Here is an 18,052-nt window from a genome sequence, read left to right on the forward strand (position 1 = left end):
TTTTACATTTAAGTAATTCTACTCCTAATAGCGCTAAATTGCTCGTTTTGGTTAAAATGTCCTACCTTAGCATTTCTATAGTCTACCACCTCTATAGAAAAACATAATGCTTGCTGATCAACTAAAGACTGATACCCTAATTAACCACCAGCAATTAGAAAAAATGCTGGTGGGCCGTATGAAAGCCATACGGTCTAAAAACGATTATATTCAATTGCTTCAATTGTTTTACAGCTACTTTGGTGGTTTGGAAGAACAAATTAACTCGCATATTAACGAAAACTTATTGCCCGATTATGTTCATAGGCGTAAATCAGCAGCATTAGCTGATGATATTACAGTTTTAGGCGGTGTAACGATGCCTAAAGCTACCGAAACTGATTTGCCAGAAATAAGCAATGCGCAGCAGGCATTTGCAGCTTTGTATGTGATAGAAGGATCAACCCTGGGCGGCAAAATTATTAGCCAGATGATGGCACGCCAGCTAGAAATTATTGATGGCAAGGGCTTGTCTTTCTTTAACAGTTATGGCGATGATACTGAACTGATGTGGGGCCGTTTTAAAGAAGCGCTTAACCAACAAGCAAACACGAAAGCTGAGGAAGACGACGTTATAGATACAGCAAACCAGACGTTTATTAAATTTAAAAACTGGGTGGAACAGCATGGCTAATCAAAAAAATTACGATTCGGACTTTTGTGGCAGCTTGCCCCTGCATCATGTAAACATGATACAGCCGCATGGCTATCTACTGGTTTTAATCCGCGACGGGTTCAGTATTATTCAGGCAAGTGAAAACGTAGCCGATTTGCTGGGTAAACCGGTTGCTGATGTAATGAATACACCATTCAGCCAGTATATTAGTGAAAATGAAATCAGCCGTTTACAAAGCCGTTTTGTGGCCGAAGATAAAGTTCCTTTAATGCTTACGGTAAACAACCAACGCGTTTTAGTGCTGGTACATACCAAAGAAAAATATATCATTCTGGAACTGGAAAAGGCCGAAGAAAATTTGGAGCGGTCTTTTGTGGATGTGTTTCAGGAAGTGAAATACAGCATGGCTGCTATTGATGCAGCCAGCTCTGTGCAGGATGCTTGTAATACCGCCATTCATGAATTGAAAAGCTTATCCGGCTTTGATGGTGTGATGATGTACCGTTTTGATGATAACTGGAACGGAACCGTTATTGCCGAAGAAAAAGAAGAAGGCCTGGAACATTACCTGGGCTTAACTTTCCCGGCATCTGATGTGCCTAAGCAGGCCCGTCAGCTTTACCTGAAAAACCCTTACCGGCTGATACCAAATCGTAATTATGCACCTGTGCGTTTGTTCCCGGTACTTAATCCGCTGACGAACTCTTTTACCGATTTATCTGACTGTAATTTGCGTAGCGTAGCTGCAGTTCATTTAGAATATCTGGAAAGCATGTACGTGGTAGCATCCATGTCCATCCGGGTAATTTGCAATGACCGTTTGTGGGGATTAATCGCCTGCCATCATAAAACACCGCATTATCTAAACTTTGAGATTTGCTCTATGTTTGAGTTGCTGTCGGGTGTAATATCCAACAAAATTACTTCTATAATCAATAAAGAAGAGTACGATTTTGTGAATACGTTACAAAGCCAGCGTGTAATGCTAACGGCACAAGTTTACGCTGAAAACAACATTACAAAGGGGCTTTTACATGACGAGGGTACCAACATTTTGAATTTGTTTAAAGCTACCGGCGCCGTAATTTTTCTTAATGGAAAATCAGCAACTTATGGCGACGTACCTAGCGAGGAGTATTTAGAAAACTTGTCGTTATGGCTGCAAGGCAAGGTTATAGACAAAGTATACGCTACCAATCATCTGGCTGACGCTTATGACGAAGCTTTTAACTATACCGAACAAGCCAGCGGCATGCTTGTTATTCCGATAGATAGTTTGGCTGGTGAGTACATTGTATGTTTTAGGCCCGAGGGTATACATACCATCAATTGGGGCGGTAATCCTAATCAGGCTATTAATTTTGAAGATGATGGCCGAAACTATCATCCTCGAAATTCATTTAAGCTTTGGCAGGAAACGGTAAAACATACCTCGCTGCCATGGCATGAGCAGGAGCTTAACGTGGCGGAAACTCTGCGAAGTTTTATTTTTGAATTTAAAACCAGGCAATTAGCATAAGTGCGGTCAAAAACAGTGAATGAAGGCATGAGTCAGGCAAAGAAAATATCGGCTGGCAATCAACAAAACTACATCGTGGCTATCGGTGCTTCGGCTGGTGGGTTGGAAGCTATTCATGAGTTTTTTGATCACATGCCGGCCAATTCCAGCTTTGCTTTTGTGGTTATCCAGCACTTATCATCTGATTATAAAAGCCTGTTGGTAGAGCTGGTATCCAAGCACACACACATGAAGGTGTTTGAAGCCGGCGACAATATGCTGGTTCAGCCCGATTGCGTATACATCATTCCTAACAATAAGCTCATGACCATTCGTAATGGTCGCTTAAAGCTGGAAGATAAAATACATGATAAAACGCCCAATACGGCTATCGATACCTTTTTGTATACTTTGGCGCAAGATAAGCGTGAAAAAGCTATTGCCATTATCCTATCTGGTACAGGAACCGATGGTACCCGTGGTATAGAGGCTATTAAAGAATGTGGCGGACTGGTGATGGTGCAAGAACCATCAACAGCCAAGTTTGATGGTATGCCCAACAGTGCTGTCACATCAGGCAATGCCGATTTTATATTGCCTACCGGCAAAATGCATCAGGAACTGTATAATTACATACAGCAAGAGCCTATTCAACTACTGGAAGGCGGAAAGGTGAATGAGCAGTTGCTTAACGAGCTCTTTAACCTGGTACACGAACAAAGCGGGCACGATTTTAACTATTATAAAACGCCTACCATCATTCGGCGCATTGGCCGGCGTATGAACCACCTGAACAGCAAAAAGCTGGAAGATTATGTGGATTACCTGCATACGCATCCTGAAGAAGTTAAATCTTTAGGGAAAGAATTTTTGATTGGCGTAACCAAGTTTTTTAGAGATAAAGCAGCCTTTCATATTCTGGCCGAAAAGGTGATCCCTGCTATTGTGGATGCTAAAACCGATGGTGACATACTTAAAGTATGGATATGTGCCTGCAGCACTGGTGAAGAAGCCTACTCTATCGCTATTCTGATTAATGAATATATGCAAAAGGTAGGTAAAGATCTGGAAGTGAAAATATTTGCTTCGGATATAGATGAAGCCAGTTTAGAACTGGCCTCGCGTAATCTTTACCCGGCCAGTATTGAGCAAGATGTGGAAGAGCACCTGCTTGATAAATATTTTGTAAAAGAGGGGCATTATTACTCGGTGATCAGTACCATACGCAAGCAAATTGTTTTTGCCAAGCATAATGTAACCAAGGCACCGCCGTTTATCAAAAACGATTTGGTTAGCTGTCGCAATATGCTCATTTACATGAACAATTTGCTGCAGCAAAAGGTACTGTCTACCCTGCATTTTTCATTGAATCAGGATGGCTATCTGTTTTTGGGATCCAGTGAAAGCCCATCAGTTTTAAAAGATGGTTTGATTGAAATAAATGGTAAGTGGAAAATTTACCAAAAAAGCGGTGTGGTAAACTACTCTGCTAATCATACCCATTTCAACAGCCCGTCTATGGCGCCTACACAGGCCCGCCAAACAGCGCTAAGAAAAAACAATCTGGGCGCCCGGACGCTTGAAGACGACTTTAGGGATTTTATTACCGAAGACCTGGCGCTGGTAGGTATTTTTATTAATAACAATTACGAGGTAAAAGAAACGGTTGGTAACTTTAACAAGTACCTTTCATTACCCGAAAAAAAGCTGGACTTAAACTTGTTAAAAATGGTTCCAAAAGAACTATCGTTTAACCTGAACACAGCTATACGAAAAGCCTGGAAAGATGGCAGCCCGGTACGCCTGAGCCATACCCGTGCAAACTATACGCCGGCTGGCGAAGACAGTACAATTAATATTGTAATTAAACCGCCGGGACAAAAATCTACCAACGGCTATACCCTCATAACTTTCAGAGAAATTATTACCGAGGGAGCCGATCATAATAATACCGTTGTATCATCTGCCACAGATGGGCAACAGACCGATTATGTGCTGGAACTGGAGAGTGAACTGAACGAAACCCGCCACAACCTGCAATTGGCTGTTGAGGAAATGGAGACTACTAACGAGGAACTCCAATCGAGCAACGAAGAGCTGCTTTCGGCCAATGAAGAGTTACAGTCGGGTAACGAAGAATTACAATCGCTTAACGAAGAACTGCATACGCTCAATACCGAGCATCAGCTTAAAATAAAAGAGCTGATAGAGCTGAATGATGACCTGAATAACTACTTTAAAAGTACGGAAATTGGTCAGATATTTTTAGATGCAAAACTTAATATCCGCAAGTTTAATCCGGCAGCGGTAGATATGGTTAATCTGATTGAAGCAGATATTGGCCGGCCAATTAATCATATATCACACAACATCCGGTACGAAAACTTTATACAAGATATTGCCTCTGTATTGCACAATGGCAATATGCTCGAAAAAGAAGTGCATTTACAAAATGGCAACCGTAGTTTAATGCGCATTATGCCGTTTGTGCGTAAGGATAAGCAAAACGATGGTATAGTTATCACTTTTATTGATATTTCGGCCATTACCGAGCTTAACAATATTGTTAATGGTGTATTTAATGCCAGCATTAGTGCAGTACTAGCTTTCCGTACCATACGTGGTACAGACAATCACATACGCGACTTTAAATTTGTTGCAGCTAATGAAGCAGCGCTGAAATTTTTGAATAAAAAAGAAGGCGAGCTGAATGATGCATTGCTTACTAACCAGTTGCCTATATTGCTGGAGAACAACTTTTTTGAAAAGTATATTAAAGTTGTTGAAGAGGGCATTACTCTACAGGAAGAAATTCAAAGTCAGAACAAAAGCTGGTACCTGGTATTCGCCGTTAAGATGGCCGATGGTTTTGCCGTTACCTATACCGATATAACCGAGCGCAAAAATGCTGAGCAAAAGCTGCGTAAAAATTATAACGAGCTGATTAGTACCCGTGAAAACCTCAAAAAGCTAAACAATGAGCTGGAAGATAAGATAAGGGAACGTACCCAAAAACTGTCTGAAAGTGAAGAACGGTTTACACTGGTATCTAAGGCAACTAACGATACTATTTGGGATTGGAACCTGGTGAATAATACCATGTGGCGAAGTGAAAATTTTACCGCCATGTTTGGTTATCATCGTACCGAAGACAGTCAGAACATAACTTACTGGTTTGACAAAGTTCATCCGGATGACAAGCAGCGTGTAGAAAAAAGCGTATATGATGCCATCAATCAGGGTAAAAAGCAATGGGCTGCCGAATACCGCTTTCTAAAAGCCGATGGCCGTTATGCCGTAATTTTAGACCGCGGCAGCATATTGCAGGATGAGTTTGGCATGCCTTACCGCATGGTAGGTTCTATTATAGACATTACCCGTTTGGTTGAAGCCGAAAAACGACTGAGCAACAGCGAACTTCGTTTCCGCAAGGTGTTTGAATCGAACATGATTGGCATGCTGTTTTCTTCCTTTGATGGTAAAATTATAGATGCTAATGACGCATTCCTGAACATGCTGGGTTATGATCGCGAGGAGTTGCACAATGGCTCCGTAAGCTGGACAAACATTACGCCAAATGAGTATTTGGATATCACCCACTGGTCGGTTCAGCAATTAAAACAGCATGGTGTATGCCCGCCGTTCGAAAAGCAATATCAGAAAAAAGACGGTTCGCGCATTTCGGTACTTATGGGGGCTGCCCGTTTGGATGACGATAGTTCGGCAGATGCAGTAACGTATATTATTGATGTTACCCATCAAAAGGATGCCGAGCGTAAAGAGCAGGTATTGCAATCATTAGTTAACAAGCAGCAGGAGGAGTTTTATAGCATCTTTATGAATGCCCCCGCACTGATTACCATTTGCAGGGGAACTGATTTGCATTTTGAATTTGCCAACAAGGCTTTTCAAAACTTTTATGGTCAGCAAGAATATCATGGCAAAATCGCTACCGATGTATATCCCAACTTTGCTAATTCAAGCCTGTACCAAATAGCCAAGCAAGTAATGGAAAGTGGCGAGCCGTATGTTGGCAAGGCATTTCCTATCAGACGCACCGATCTGGTAAGTCAGCAATCAATTGATAACTGGTTCGATTTTATTTATACTCCTGTATATGCACAGGATGGGCGCGTAGATGGTATTGCCTTTTTTGGGTTTGATGTAACTGACCTGATTAAAGCGCAGCAGGCAACCAAACAGTTGATGCAGCGCAAGGATGAGTTTATGAGTATTGCCAGCCACGAACTGAAAACGCCTATTACCAGCCTTAAAGGATCATTGCAGATTGCCACCCGATTAGTGCAAAAAGACGGGCATATGAAAAGCATTTTCCCGTTTATAGAAAAGGCAGGCAAACAAACCGGCCGCCTTACCGCCTTGGTTGACGATTTGCTGGATGTGACCAAAATACACGCCGGTAAAATGATGTTTAATTACAGCTGGTTTAATGCCGCTGAGGCATTTAAGGAATGTATTGAAGATACGCAGGCACATGTTGCCTCGCATCAAATTATTATCAAAGGCGATGCCGATGCTATGATACATGCCGATAAGCACCGGTTAGAACAAGTAATTACCAATTTGATATCGAATGCTATGAAGTATTCGCCGGATGCGAAAGAGGTAATTTTTACCAACGAGGTACAAGATGGTATGCTAAAAGTATCTGTGCAGGATTTTGGCATTGGCATACCTCCAGATAAAAAAGATTTTGTGTTCGATCGCTTTTTCCGTGTACAGGAGTCATCACACAAATTCTCGGGTTTGGGCCTTGGTCTTTACATCACATCCGAAATTATACGCCGGCACGAGGGTGTTATTGGCGTGGAAAGCACAGAAAACAAAGGTTCTACATTTTGGTTTTATATACCCATACACGAGAAAAAAGAGAATAATTTTATAAGTAATTAATATATTTTTCATCGAATATATTTTTAAATTTGTAACTACCACTACGCACCTATGAGTAATACCGTTGAAAAGAAAATCGTCATTTTTGACGATGATGAGGACATCCTGTCTATTTGCGCATATATATTAGAAGAGCAAGGTTGGGAGGTTCACACTTTTACAGATTGCAATAACATTGTTGAAAAAGTATCGGGCATACGTCCAAGCGTTATTCTGATGGATAACTGGATACCCGATGCCGGCGGCATAGTTGCTACACAAACTTTAAAACAAAACGAAGAATTAAAAAATATCCCGGTAGTATATTTTTCAGCCAACAGTGATATTCAACTATTAGCCGATCATGCCGGTGCCGAAACTTATCTGGCTAAACCATTTGATTTGGATGAACTGGAAAAAGTGATTAACGAGGTTTTAGAAAAAGCATAACCATATAACCAATTATAAAAAAGCCCTGCTGGTATTATACCAGCAGGGCTTTCTCTTTTAATGGGGCTTTTTACATAGCACCCGGTCCGCCTGGACCACCACCGCGTGGGCCATTGCCATTTCTTGGTCCGCGGCCACCACCATCAGGCCCTTGCCCAAACGGTGCTTTACCCGCAAATTTTTGCAGCCTTAGGGTAAACGTTAACATAAAGTACCTGCCTAAGCGATTTACACTGCTCTGGGTTGTTGAAGTACCTGTTGCACTGCTGGAATAACCTTTATTTTGGTTAAGAATATCAAAAACGGATGCACGTAAAGTACCTGCATAGTTTTTAAGGAAACGTCGTTCAAAGTAACTGTTTAATATATTGGTTGGTTTAACCTCTACTTGGTAGCCATAAAAGTTATTACGGTAATATTCATAGCCTAATGTCCAGTTTTTCCATAAATAATTCTTTCCGGTAAGAGTTAATTCAAGAGTCCTGAAATCAGAATTAATAAGTCTGGTCAGGTCTGTTTGAAGTGAATTGTTTGTCTTATTAACTGCATAGCTAATGCCTGCCTGCGCATCAATAATATCAGTAATATCTGTTCTAAAGCGAACCTCTGGTTTAAACTGCCAGTTCTTAGCAACGTTTTTCTCTGATGTTTGTATCGCTGTAATAGTGTCAACCTGGCCCACGTAAGCCACGTTATTAGTGTAATTAACGTTACCTCTTAAATACAGCTGATAGCGGCGGTTATGCCAAGGCTTGCCATAAGTAATTTGCGCATTGCCGGCGTAATATCCATCAACATTTTGATAAGTGGTTAAATTGGTATTTTGCAACGACGCATAATATGGATTGTTGATTAAAGCACCGCCTTTACCTATATAAATCAAGTTACTTGTAATCTTATTATTGGTTTGTGTAAATGATAAATTGGTAAAAAGCAAATTGCCTGTCTGAAAGCTAAATTTATTATAACGGATAGAAAAGTTGTTTTGATATTCTGGCTTCAGAAAAGGGTTGCCTACAACCGGATAAAAGGCGTTTGAGCGATCTACTACAGGTTGTAATTGGCCAAAGCTGGGTTGATTATTATTGCCATTATAGGTAACTGTTAAAGTTTGGCTACGCGAAAAGTTATATACAAATCGGGCATTTGGCGCAAAGTTAACTGTTGATTGGTGTGTATCTGTTGGAATATAAGTAGTATTATTAATGATAATAGGCGTAGGGTTAATGTTTTCATTATGACCGTCTAAAATAGCCGGTTGTACACCAACACCCAAAACATAATTATACTTAGGTTTAATTACGCGAAAGTTCAGTCCGGCACGATGCGTTATGAACGTAAAATTAAAGTTGTTACTAAATATCGGATCAAAATTATAAACACCACCTCCTGTTATAGGGTCGGTTACCAATGAGTTAGTAAATTTATTACTGGATGTATAAGAGTGATTGTAATCATAAGCCAGCTCCAAGAATGATACACGACTCAGCGGTTCTATGTACGAAAAATTAGCGCCCGCCGAATTAGTTTTACTGTCAATGGTGATTAATTGGTTAGCGGGTACGGTTGGACGACCTAAGGTATAAACGTAAACCGGGTTTTGCGCTTGTTCATTCTTACTTGTATTACCAGTAAGATTGATACTAAAATTACGTCCATGACTATTAAAGCGGTGATTGTACAACATAGTTATACCTGCGTTCGGTGAAGACGAATTGGCATAAGTATGATTGGTGTAGGTTACATTACGGCTCATATCTCCTACATACAATTGCGAAGCTTGCTCATCTAATATAGTTAAGGATTTGGCATATGAATAAGTAGGCGTAACTTTTAAATAATTGAGCGTATCTGGCCTATACTCTAAATTAAAATTGAAACGATGGTTGATGTTGTTATCATTCTGTACACTGTTTTGTGTTGTACTGCCCGCAAAAAAGCCTGAATTAGTTTGTATACTGTTGGTCGTAGTATATGTGCTGTTATCAGCAAAACTATAGCTTCCATAAACAGAAATCTTTTTACCCCACTGATCTCTGTAGTTGCCTCCAATAGAACGGGCATTAGTAATACCATCCTGATTACTGGTTGTACCGCCTGCTGTTGCACGGGCAGCATTGCCACGGCCACCACCACGGCCCCCGCCACCGCCAAAGTTACCCCCGGCGCCACCGCCCCCACCAAATGAAAAGGTATTTAAATTAGTATTATTGAGGCTACCTGATACAGATATTTGTTGATCTCCTTTAAATTTAAACAGGTTGAGCGACCCTAAATAGCGACCTTCATTTTTTTGTGGCTCCAAAAAGCTTGTGTTGTTGCTTTGGTCGTTTGGTAACAAATCTTTACCGCCACCGGCTGTGGTTTGAAGCGAATAACCATAATTTTTATCCTTACGTATAGTAATGTTCAATACTTTTTGCGGTTCGCCGGTTTTAATGCCGGTGATGTTAGCACGGTCGCCATAGTCATCCACAATCTGCATGTTTTCGGCTAAGTCGGCAGGCAGGTTACGGGTTAATGAGGTAACATCGCCACCCATGTAATCTTTACCGTTTATACGTACCTTGGTTACCTGTTGCCCCTGTGCAGTAATGGCACCAGTGCTGGGATCCACATCTATACCAGTCGATTTTTTTAATGCATCTTCTAATGTTGCATTGGCGCGCAGGTTCAGTGCAGCTACATTGTATTGTACAGTATCTTCCTTAATTACTACCGGGTTTGCTGCACCCACAATGGTTACTGCATTTAATTGGGTCGATTCGCTTTTTAATATAATCACACCCACGTTAGCCGGTTTGCCATCTGCGGCCAAAGTGTAATGTTTAATAATACCCTGGTAGCCTATCGAAGTAATAGTTAAGGTGATATTAGTTCCTTTAATACCCTGAAAGGTAAACCGACCGTTCACATCGGCAATAGTATTGGCCGTTTCACTTTGTTCGGATGATAATTTTACGGTGCTGCCTACCAGCGTTTGTTTAGTAGAGTCAATTACAATACCCGTTATAGAACGGGGCGTTTGCGCCTTGGCAAAAAATGCCGTGGATAGGATGGTTGCAAGAATGAGTAGAAATCGTTTCATATTGTTTTAGCCGAGGATATTTCCAAAAGTTATAGCTTATTACACTGTTGGACTGCAAAAGTTCAATTTCTTTTAGTCAAAATTCTAATTTTCATATGATTGTTACACATGATGCTGTATTTAAGCGGTTTATAATGAAAATGATACAATAATTAACTGTCGGCTTATTAAATAATCATTTAGTATAATTTCTCATTCAGCACTGTTATCATGTGAACACTAATTAAAAAATGAGCCCGTAATATGTAATGTATGGTTAATTATTACTTAAATATGAGCAGCATTATTGTACGTGACTAAAATCTATACACTGTATGGATTTATTGTCTCATTATCAATACTATGTATTGAATTAAGCTTGAATGAACATAAAATTGCTTAATTAATTAGATGTATCGCATAAACCCATAAAGACTGAGCGCGCATAAGTAGTACGATATAGAGAATGAATAAAATGTATGCTGATTATCAGAGGATTTAACTAAAAATAAAATTTTGGTGGCACGATATGTGAGCACATACCTCGCCGCTTAGAAGCAAGGTGGACATAATCGGACTAATTTTCTAATTAGTTAAAAATATAAACAACTAATGCCTAACGGTTTTCGTTAAAATCGCCAAAAAAAATATGAACACATTAAGAGCAAATCTGCATTCAAAAGTTCACAATTGGATGGATACGATGGGATTCAGGTTGAATTCCTCACAAACGAACGTAAGAAATAAAGAAACCATTAATCATTATTTCTTTGAAACATTCAATTTCTGGGAAAAATCGAAAACCAATGAGCCCGAAAAATCAAAATTTTTATGTTTTGATCCCTATGGCGAGCAGTTAAAAGTTAAATCGTTGTTAGATTTACAAAGAGCGTTTTACGAAAATATAAGTCAATTAAAATAAGCAAAACAAGTTTGTTATGCATATTAGTAGGTGTAACTATTTATGCATAACACGTTTGCTAAATACGCCGCTTTAAGGTAAGTATTTTGACTTCGTATTTTTTATCGTGCATTACTTCAATAATAATATTGCGGTCGTTTCTGGATTTGAACAGGTTGTCTAAATCAACAATGCTCATCTGATTAATTGGCTTAAAATTGACGGCGGTTATTTCATCATCCTTAACCAGTCCGATAGCAGCCCCGGCCGAGCCGGGCTCTACCCGACTGATGATAATCCTTTTCAGATTGTTGCCAGCAGCATAATATTCCAGTCCGCTCATATCGTGTTCAAAGGGCTCTTTAAAATGACTGTTTCGCTTTAAATACAAAGCGTTGTTGGTATAATCAAAAATGAGGGTAAATCTTTTCAGCACATCCATACCTAAATTACCATCGCGCTTTACTATAAGAGAATTTGCTTTACACGAATCCGGAAAAGCGGTAATGACATTATTAAGTCGGTAATTACCCAGTTCAATTGCATCAATTCTGCTCATGCTGCCGGTAACCGGCCCGGTAAGTCCAAAACCTAAATTTGCTTCAATGCTCTGAAAGCACGAGCTTGGCCGGGCGCGTTCAAGCGATAAGGAGTGACCGGCACCTAAATCAACAATAATTTTTTGCTCTATACGCTGGCCATCAGCTAACGTTACTGCAGTAGTCAAATAAGGTTTGCGGTCTTCAACGTTCAGGTGTAATTTGAGCCCTTTTTTAAAAGGCTTTATTTTACCGGGTTGGGTGATAGTAAGTGTACTGTCTGTAAAACTAATTTTTATGGCTAGTTGGCTAAAAAACTCGTATCCTAATAATCCGTGTATGGGCATACCCGCATAGCTAGACAAGCCAAAATGATCTTGTTTAAAAATAGCAGCGCCAACACCATTACTACACAGGTTTTGAATAACAACATTTAATGGCGATGTAACATATGCTTCTAAGCCATTTTGGTTGCCGTAACCTAAAAGTTTAATAGTACGCTTAAAATTGATGTCAAGCGAATCAACCAGTGTCGGATCTGTGATGACCATCAAACCAACACCGGTATCCAGTATAAAATTGAACGGACCTTTACTGTTAATATACACCGGTAAAATGATCATATTCCGGTTTAGCAAGAAATGCATTTTTACCTGTTTCTTGCCTTCATTTAAGGTAAAGTATTGTGCATGGCTTGTTAAATAACAGAGGCATAAAAAGCTGCAAACAAGCCATTTTAGCCATTTTGGGCTATAACTGTCTGGCGCTAACATAATTAAGTATAATTGGTAATCTAAGTTACGGCAAATCCGAATTATTATAACAAGAAAGTTACAATAATTCGGATTGCTGATATCAATCTATACTTAATTGCTGGTGATGCTGTTTACTAACTTTTGTCTTCCGACTTCAGTTCGCCTTTAATATGTGGGTTTTGTGGGGGAAGTTTGTCTACCTCTCTTTCAACTTCGGTTTGCTGAATGTGCACAGCATAGTCGGCAGGCTCAATGTGGCTGCAGTTAGCCTCGGCGTATACCTGCGTAAACTCGGCTCCTATGTAAAGTATGGCCGCAGTATAATAAATCCAAACCAGCAGTACTATAAGCGAGCCAGCAGCTCCATAAGCAGAGCCCTGTGCCGAGTATCGTAAATACAGACTAATCAGGAACTGCCCAATTAAAAACAGGATAGCTGTGAAAAACGCACCTGAGCGCACATCTTTAAATTTGATTTTTACATCAGGCAAAAACTTAAATATAATACCGAACAGAATGGCAATTACAAAGAAGGATACACCTAGGTTTACCAAAGCAATCAGCTTTTCGGTAATAGACGGTATGTAATGCGTTAATTTATCGCTAACGGCATTTACAATTACGTTTACCAGTAACGATGCCAGTAACAAGAAGCCTAAACTTATAATCAGTGAAAAAGATAAAAAGCGATTTTGCAGCATTTTAAGCCAACCCTTTTTGGGTTTGGCTTTAACCCGCCATATCAAATTCAAAGAGTCTTGAATTTCCAGAAATATACTGCTGGCACCAATCAGCAAAGTTACAATACCTGATATTAAAGCTATTCCGCTTTTTCCCGAAAACTGAAGGTTTTTAACTACATCCTGTATCTGTTTGGCCGCTTCTGTACCCACATACTCATCAATTTGTTTATATAGGCGCATAGATACCGCATCGGGGCCTAAAAATATACCGGCCAGTGATAAGATAAGTATCAAAAGCGGTGCAATGGAAAATATGGTATAATAAGCCAGCGAGGCACTTAACTTTAATCCGTTATCATTCGAAAAGCTCGAAAAAGTAGCCATAATTACTTTCCATAAACTTTTCAGGTAGTCTTTGCTAAATATTTTCATAGGTAAAAAGCATCTAGTTTTTTAAGTAATGCGTTTACAGCTCAATTGTTTTATGGGCAGATGTTTACCTTTATACACATGAATGTAAGCCTATCTGTACGCCGTATAGCTGTATGCATACTTATAATTGCTATGGCTGCATTATGCAATTATGGTGCCTTTGCACAAACAACCACCATTTGGTTGGTAAGACATGCCGAGAAAAGCACAGTAAATACGGCCGATCGTGATCCTGGCTTAACAGAAGCCGGCCAACAGCGGGCAAATACTTTAGCTAAAGTTTTGAAAGCTGAGAACATAGCAAACGTTTATACTACTCCTTACAAGCGTACTAGGAACACTGCGGCACCTTTAATTGCACAATTAAAAATATCACCGGTGGTTTATGACCCTAACGAGGTTGGTAGCATTGCCACAAAAGCCCGTCAGGAAAATAAAGGAAGAGCAGCGCTGATTGTTGGACATTCTAATACCATCATTCCTATTATTAAAGCGCTTGGCATTGCTGTAGATCTGAATACATTACAGGACGAAGATTATGATATGCTTTTCAAAATAACGTTCACCAATACATCAAAAGACAGTACTGCTGTTCAGATCAGTATCAGCCATTACGGCGAAAAGCACCATGTAACCGAGATACCGGCAGCTTATAAAGGTGGTAAGGCTAACTACTAATTTACCTGTTTGATACAATCAGTAAATCCAGGTCTTTGCATGGAATATTGAAACGCTCGCCCAGATGTTTATTAGTGAGGTGGCCGTTATAAATGTAAACTGCATTGCGTACACCTGTTTTCTGCCATATCACATTGTTTATGCCACCTTTTTCGCCGATATCCAGCAGTATAGGTGTGAAAATATTGGTTAAGGCGTAAGTTGCGGTACGGGCTACCCGTGAGGCAATGTTAGGCACACAGTAATGAATAACCTCATATTTGCGGAATACCGGATGGGTATGATTAGTTACTTCTGAAGTTTCAAAGCAGCCACCCTGGTCAATACTCACATCAATAATTACCGAATTGGGCTTCATGCGGCTTACCGTTTCTTCCGTGATTATGCATGGGCTACGGCCATCTTCGGCACGCAAGGCCCCGATTACTACATCGCAGGTGGTAATAGCTTTTTCCAGAACAATGGGTTGAATAACCGAGGTAAATACCCGGGCACCTATATTATTCTGTAAGCGGCGCAGTTTATAAATAGAGGGGTCAAATACTTTTACCTCGGCACCTAATGATATAGCTGTACGTGCCGCATATTCGCCTACTGTACCAGCACCTAATATTACAATTTCGGTTGGCGGTACGCCAGTAATACCGCCAAGCATCAGGCCCTTGCCGCCAAATACGTTGCTCAGGTACTCGGCTGCTATAGATATTGATGTGGCGCCTACAATTTCGCTCATAGCGCGCACTACGCTTAATACATTGCCTTCATCACGTAAGTGCTCAAATGATAGTGCCGTAATGCGTTTATTAATCATGGCCTGCAAGCAATCAGCTTTCAACGTTGACATTTGCAGGGTAGATATCAAAATCTGGCCGGGCTTCATCAGCTCAATTTCATGCAGCATGGGCGGCGCTACTTTGATGATGATATCGGCTTCGTAAACTTTTTTGGTATCGTATACAATCTGGGCGCCTTGCTCGCTGTAGTGGGTATCTAAAAAGTTGGCAGCTTTGCCGGCATTGCTTTCCAGCATTATCTCATGCCCGTTGTTGGACAGCAACGCTACCGACAGTGGGGTTAAAGCTATACGGTTTTCCTGAAATGATATTTCGCGCGGGATGCCGATGTACAACTTATTTTTTTTGCTTCTAACTTCCAGCATCGATTCCTGCGGCTGCATCATAGCCTGCTTGGCCACGTCAGAAAACCCACTATATAACCCTGAACTCATAAGTATAAATCGTTACAAATGCCGGCACTAAAAGCTAGAGCATTTGGTTGTTGAAGATACGCAAATATAAAAGATATGTGTTTAAATATTTTCGAATACAAACCGCCTGCTCGATGCGTTCAGCACTTGTATGCTTATTTTGGTATAATGCTCGGGCAGCAAATCGGGTATTTTTTCCGGCCATTCAATAAAGCAATATGCATCCGAATAGAAGTATTCTTCATACCCCATATCCAAAGCCTCATTCTGGTTTTTTAACCGGTAAAAATCAAAATGGTAAATTTTAGCTGATGTGCCAATATACTCATTCACGATAGAAAACGTAGGACTGGTGACATCATCAGTAATGCCTAACCTTTCACAAAGTGCTTTAATAAAGGTTGTTTTACCGGCGCCCATATCGCCATAAAACAAAAATATTTTTTGATTGCCGGCAAAATCGAGCAGGTTTTGCGCGGTATCGGCCAGTTCAACGGGCAGGTTAACGGTTTGTGCGAGTTGTGGGTTCATTGTGTTTGCCTGTATTTCATTCTAAAGCCGTCATGGTAAGAATAGTTTCCATGACGGCTCTTGTTATGATTGAAGTGACAAAGGTGAAAAAATGCTTTTACTTCACCCCATAAGTAGCCACCGGTATGATCATCTCTTCTAACGAGATACCGCCGTGCTGGAAGGTTTCGTTATAAAAGTTAACAAAGTGGTTGTAGTTGTTAGGGTATACAAAGTAGCTGTCTTCTTTGGCAAAGGCAAAGCTGGAACTTACATGCAGTTTAGGCAACATTGCATCGTGCGGGTTGCGGATGTGGAACACCTCTTTGGCATTAAAATTCAGGTTTTTGCCTTGTTTGTAGCGCAGGTTGGTGTTGGTATTACGGTCGCCAATGATTTTGCTCGGGTTTTTTACCCGGATGGTACCATGGTCGGTAGTAATAACTACTTTAACTTGTTTTTGCGATAAGTATTTCAATAAGTCAAGCAATGGCGAGTGCTCAAACCACGATAGCGTAAGCGAACGATAAGCCGCATCATCACTGGCCAGTTCACGAATCATCTGCATATCCGTACGGGCGTGCGACAGCATGTCTACAAAGTTGTAAACCACTACGTTTAGCTCGTTATTCATCAGGTTGTTTACCGATTCGTTCAGCGCCCGGCCTTCGTCAATGTTCAGAATTTTATGGTACGAAAATTTGCAATCGCGGCGTAAGGTGCGTTTCAGGTTATCGCCTAAAAAGGCTTCTTCATGCAGGTTCTTGCCACCTTCGTCTTCATCATTTTGCCACATACCCGGAAAGCGTTTTTCCATATCCAGTGGCATCAATCCGGCAAAAATGGCGTTACGGGCGTATTGGGTAGCCGTTGGCAAAATGCTATAGTAAGTATCCTCTTCCTCTAAACGGAAGTATTCAGAAATGATAGGGTTAATAATACGGAACTGGTCATAACGCAGGTTATCAATCAGGATAAAAAATACAGGCGTATTATCCAGTTTAGGAAATACCTTTTTCTTCAAAAGCTGATGTGAAAGTAATGGGGCGTTATCAGGGGTCTTTAACCAGTCGAGATACTTTTTCTCGATGAACTTGCAGAACTGAACATTGGCTTCGGCTTTTTGCAAGGTTAAAATCTCGTGCATGCCGGCATCTTCCAGGCGCTCCAGCTCCAGCTCCCAATAAATTAATTTTTTATATACATCCACCCACTCCTGATAATTGAGGTTATCATTCAGGGTCATGCCCAGGTTACGGAAGTCTTGCTGATAGGCCATAGTGGTCTTTTCGGTCACCAGGCGCTTGTTTTCAATAAGTTTTTTGATGGTCAGCAATACCTGTTTAGGGTTTACAGGCTTAATCAGGTAATCGTCAATGCGCGAGCCAATGGCATCTTCCATCATCGGCTCTTCCTCATTTTTAGTAATTAAAACAACAGGCACATCACTGTTAATCGCTTTAATTTCCGACAGGGTTTCCAATCCTGTAAGGCCCGGCATGTTCTCGTCTAAAAAAACCAAATCATAATAATCATTTTTAAAGGCATCAACCGCATCTGTTCCATTAGTTACAGTTTTTACTTTGTAGCCTTTTTCATTTAATAAAAGAATATGTGGTTTTAGTAAGTCGATCTCATCATCGGCCCACAGTATCATTGTTTCCTGCATTGTGTATCTAATTAATATGCGGTTATAACTTTATTACCGCTATTTTGTTGTTTAATAAAGAAGCGTATTTAACAATTATTAACAAATATATGCTTCATAGGTTACGTTAATTTAA

General features: G+C 40.4%; 11 protein-coding genes. 5 read left to right on the plus strand and 6 right to left on the minus strand.

Annotated features, from left to right (window positions below; all coding sequences use genetic code 11):
• The first annotated feature begins 106 nt into the window (after positions 1-106).
• From GPM24_RS05890 to GPM24_RS05905, 4 genes are read left to right on the plus strand one after another with little or no spacing between them, the layout of a single operon-like run.
• Positions 107-673, plus strand: a complete 567-nt coding sequence (locus GPM24_RS05890) for a biliverdin-producing heme oxygenase (RefSeq protein ID WP_158825790.1) — start codon at positions 107-109, stop codon at positions 671-673.
• Entirely contained in the window at positions 666-2,174 is a 1,509-nt protein-coding gene (locus tag GPM24_RS05895; protein WP_158825791.1) for a GAF domain-containing protein, read from the plus strand. Before GPM24_RS05890 ends, GPM24_RS05895 begins: the two co-directional genes overlap by 8 nt.
• A complete protein-coding gene (locus GPM24_RS05900) occupies positions 2,175-7,067 on the plus strand; it encodes a chemotaxis protein CheB (RefSeq protein WP_233268742.1) in 4,893 nt (1,630 codons plus the stop codon).
• Between the two features lie 51 nt (positions 7,068-7,118).
• Positions 7,119-7,496 (plus strand): response regulator, encoded by a 378-nt coding sequence (locus tag GPM24_RS05905; RefSeq protein ID WP_158825792.1) that lies wholly within the window; start codon positions 7,119-7,121, stop codon positions 7,494-7,496.
• A 70-nt stretch (positions 7,497-7,566) separates the two neighbouring features.
• Here GPM24_RS05905 and GPM24_RS05910 read toward each other — a convergent pair whose 3' ends face one another.
• The 3 genes from GPM24_RS05910 to GPM24_RS05920 all read right to left on the minus strand — a co-directional run bounded on the left by GPM24_RS05910 (position 7,567) and on the right by GPM24_RS05920 (position 13,873).
• Complete coding sequence (locus GPM24_RS05910) at positions 7,567-10,584, minus strand: outer membrane beta-barrel protein (protein ID WP_158825793.1); 3,018 nt, start codon at positions 10,582-10,584, stop codon at positions 7,567-7,569.
• 959 nt (positions 10,585-11,543) lie between these two features.
• Complete coding sequence (locus GPM24_RS05915; protein WP_158825794.1) at positions 11,544-12,626, minus strand: aspartyl protease family protein; 1,083 nt, start codon at positions 12,624-12,626, stop codon at positions 11,544-11,546.
• Positions 12,627-12,892: 266 nt separating this feature from the next.
• Positions 12,893-13,873, minus strand: a complete 981-nt coding sequence (locus GPM24_RS05920) for a YihY/virulence factor BrkB family protein (RefSeq protein WP_158825795.1) — start codon at positions 13,871-13,873, stop codon at positions 12,893-12,895.
• 78 nt (positions 13,874-13,951) lie between these two features.
• Between GPM24_RS05920 and GPM24_RS05925 the strand changes: the two genes are divergently transcribed.
• A complete protein-coding gene (locus tag GPM24_RS05925; protein WP_158825796.1) occupies positions 13,952-14,551 on the plus strand; it encodes a phosphoglycerate mutase family protein in 600 nt (199 codons plus the stop codon).
• A 1-nt stretch (position 14,552) separates the two neighbouring features.
• On the opposite strand, the gene GPM24_RS05930 is transcribed toward GPM24_RS05925, so the two are convergent.
• The 3 genes from GPM24_RS05930 to porX form a co-directional block, all read right to left on the minus strand.
• Positions 14,553-15,779 carry an alanine dehydrogenase gene (locus GPM24_RS05930; protein ID WP_158825797.1) on the minus strand — a complete coding sequence of 409 codons (1,227 nt, stop codon included), beginning with the start codon at positions 15,777-15,779 and terminating at the stop codon, positions 14,553-14,555.
• A gap of 81 nt (positions 15,780-15,860) precedes the next feature.
• The gene (gene tsaE, locus GPM24_RS05935; protein WP_158825798.1) at positions 15,861-16,289 is read right to left on the minus strand and encodes a tRNA (adenosine(37)-N6)-threonylcarbamoyltransferase complex ATPase subunit type 1 TsaE; all 429 of its coding nucleotides are present in this window, start codon (positions 16,287-16,289) and stop codon (positions 15,861-15,863) included.
• Between the two features lie 97 nt (positions 16,290-16,386).
• The gene (porX, locus tag GPM24_RS05940) at positions 16,387-17,937 is read right to left on the minus strand and encodes a T9SS response regulator signal transducer PorX (RefSeq protein ID WP_158825799.1); all 1,551 of its coding nucleotides are present in this window, start codon (positions 17,935-17,937) and stop codon (positions 16,387-16,389) included.
• Positions 17,938-18,052 lie beyond the last annotated feature (115 nt).

This window comes from Mucilaginibacter lacusdianchii (assembly GCF_009770985.1).
GTDB lineage: Bacteria > Bacteroidota > Bacteroidia > Sphingobacteriales > Sphingobacteriaceae > Mucilaginibacter > Mucilaginibacter lacusdianchii.

Excerpts from the sequence above, each read along its gene's own strand:
- GPM24_RS05895 (WP_158825791.1), top strand. The coding sequence starts at position 666 with ATGGCTAATCAAAAAAATTACGATTCGGACTTTTGTGGCAGCTTGCCC.
- GPM24_RS05905 (WP_158825792.1), top strand. The coding sequence starts at position 7,119 with ATGAGTAATACCGTTGAAAAGAAAATCGTCATTTTTGACGATGATGAG.
- GPM24_RS05920 (WP_158825795.1), bottom strand. The coding sequence starts at position 13,873 with ATGAAAATATTTAGCAAAGACTACCTGAAAAGTTTATGGAAAGTAATT.
- GPM24_RS05930 (WP_158825797.1), bottom strand. The coding sequence starts at position 15,779 with ATGAGTTCAGGGTTATATAGTGGGTTTTCTGACGTGGCCAAGCAGGCT.
- GPM24_RS05890 (WP_158825790.1), top strand. The coding sequence starts at position 107 with ATGCTTGCTGATCAACTAAAGACTGATACCCTAATTAACCACCAGCAA.
- GPM24_RS05925 (WP_158825796.1), top strand. The coding sequence starts at position 13,952 with ATGAATGTAAGCCTATCTGTACGCCGTATAGCTGTATGCATACTTATA.
- GPM24_RS05910 (WP_158825793.1), bottom strand. The coding sequence starts at position 10,584 with ATGAAACGATTTCTACTCATTCTTGCAACCATCCTATCCACGGCATTT.
- porX (WP_158825799.1), bottom strand. The coding sequence starts at position 17,937 with ATGCAGGAAACAATGATACTGTGGGCCGATGATGAGATCGACTTACTA.
- tsaE (WP_158825798.1), bottom strand. The coding sequence starts at position 16,289 with ATGAACCCACAACTCGCACAAACCGTTAACCTGCCCGTTGAACTGGCC.
- GPM24_RS05915 (WP_158825794.1), bottom strand. The coding sequence starts at position 12,626 with ATGATCATTTTACCGGTGTATATTAACAGTAAAGGTCCGTTCAATTTT.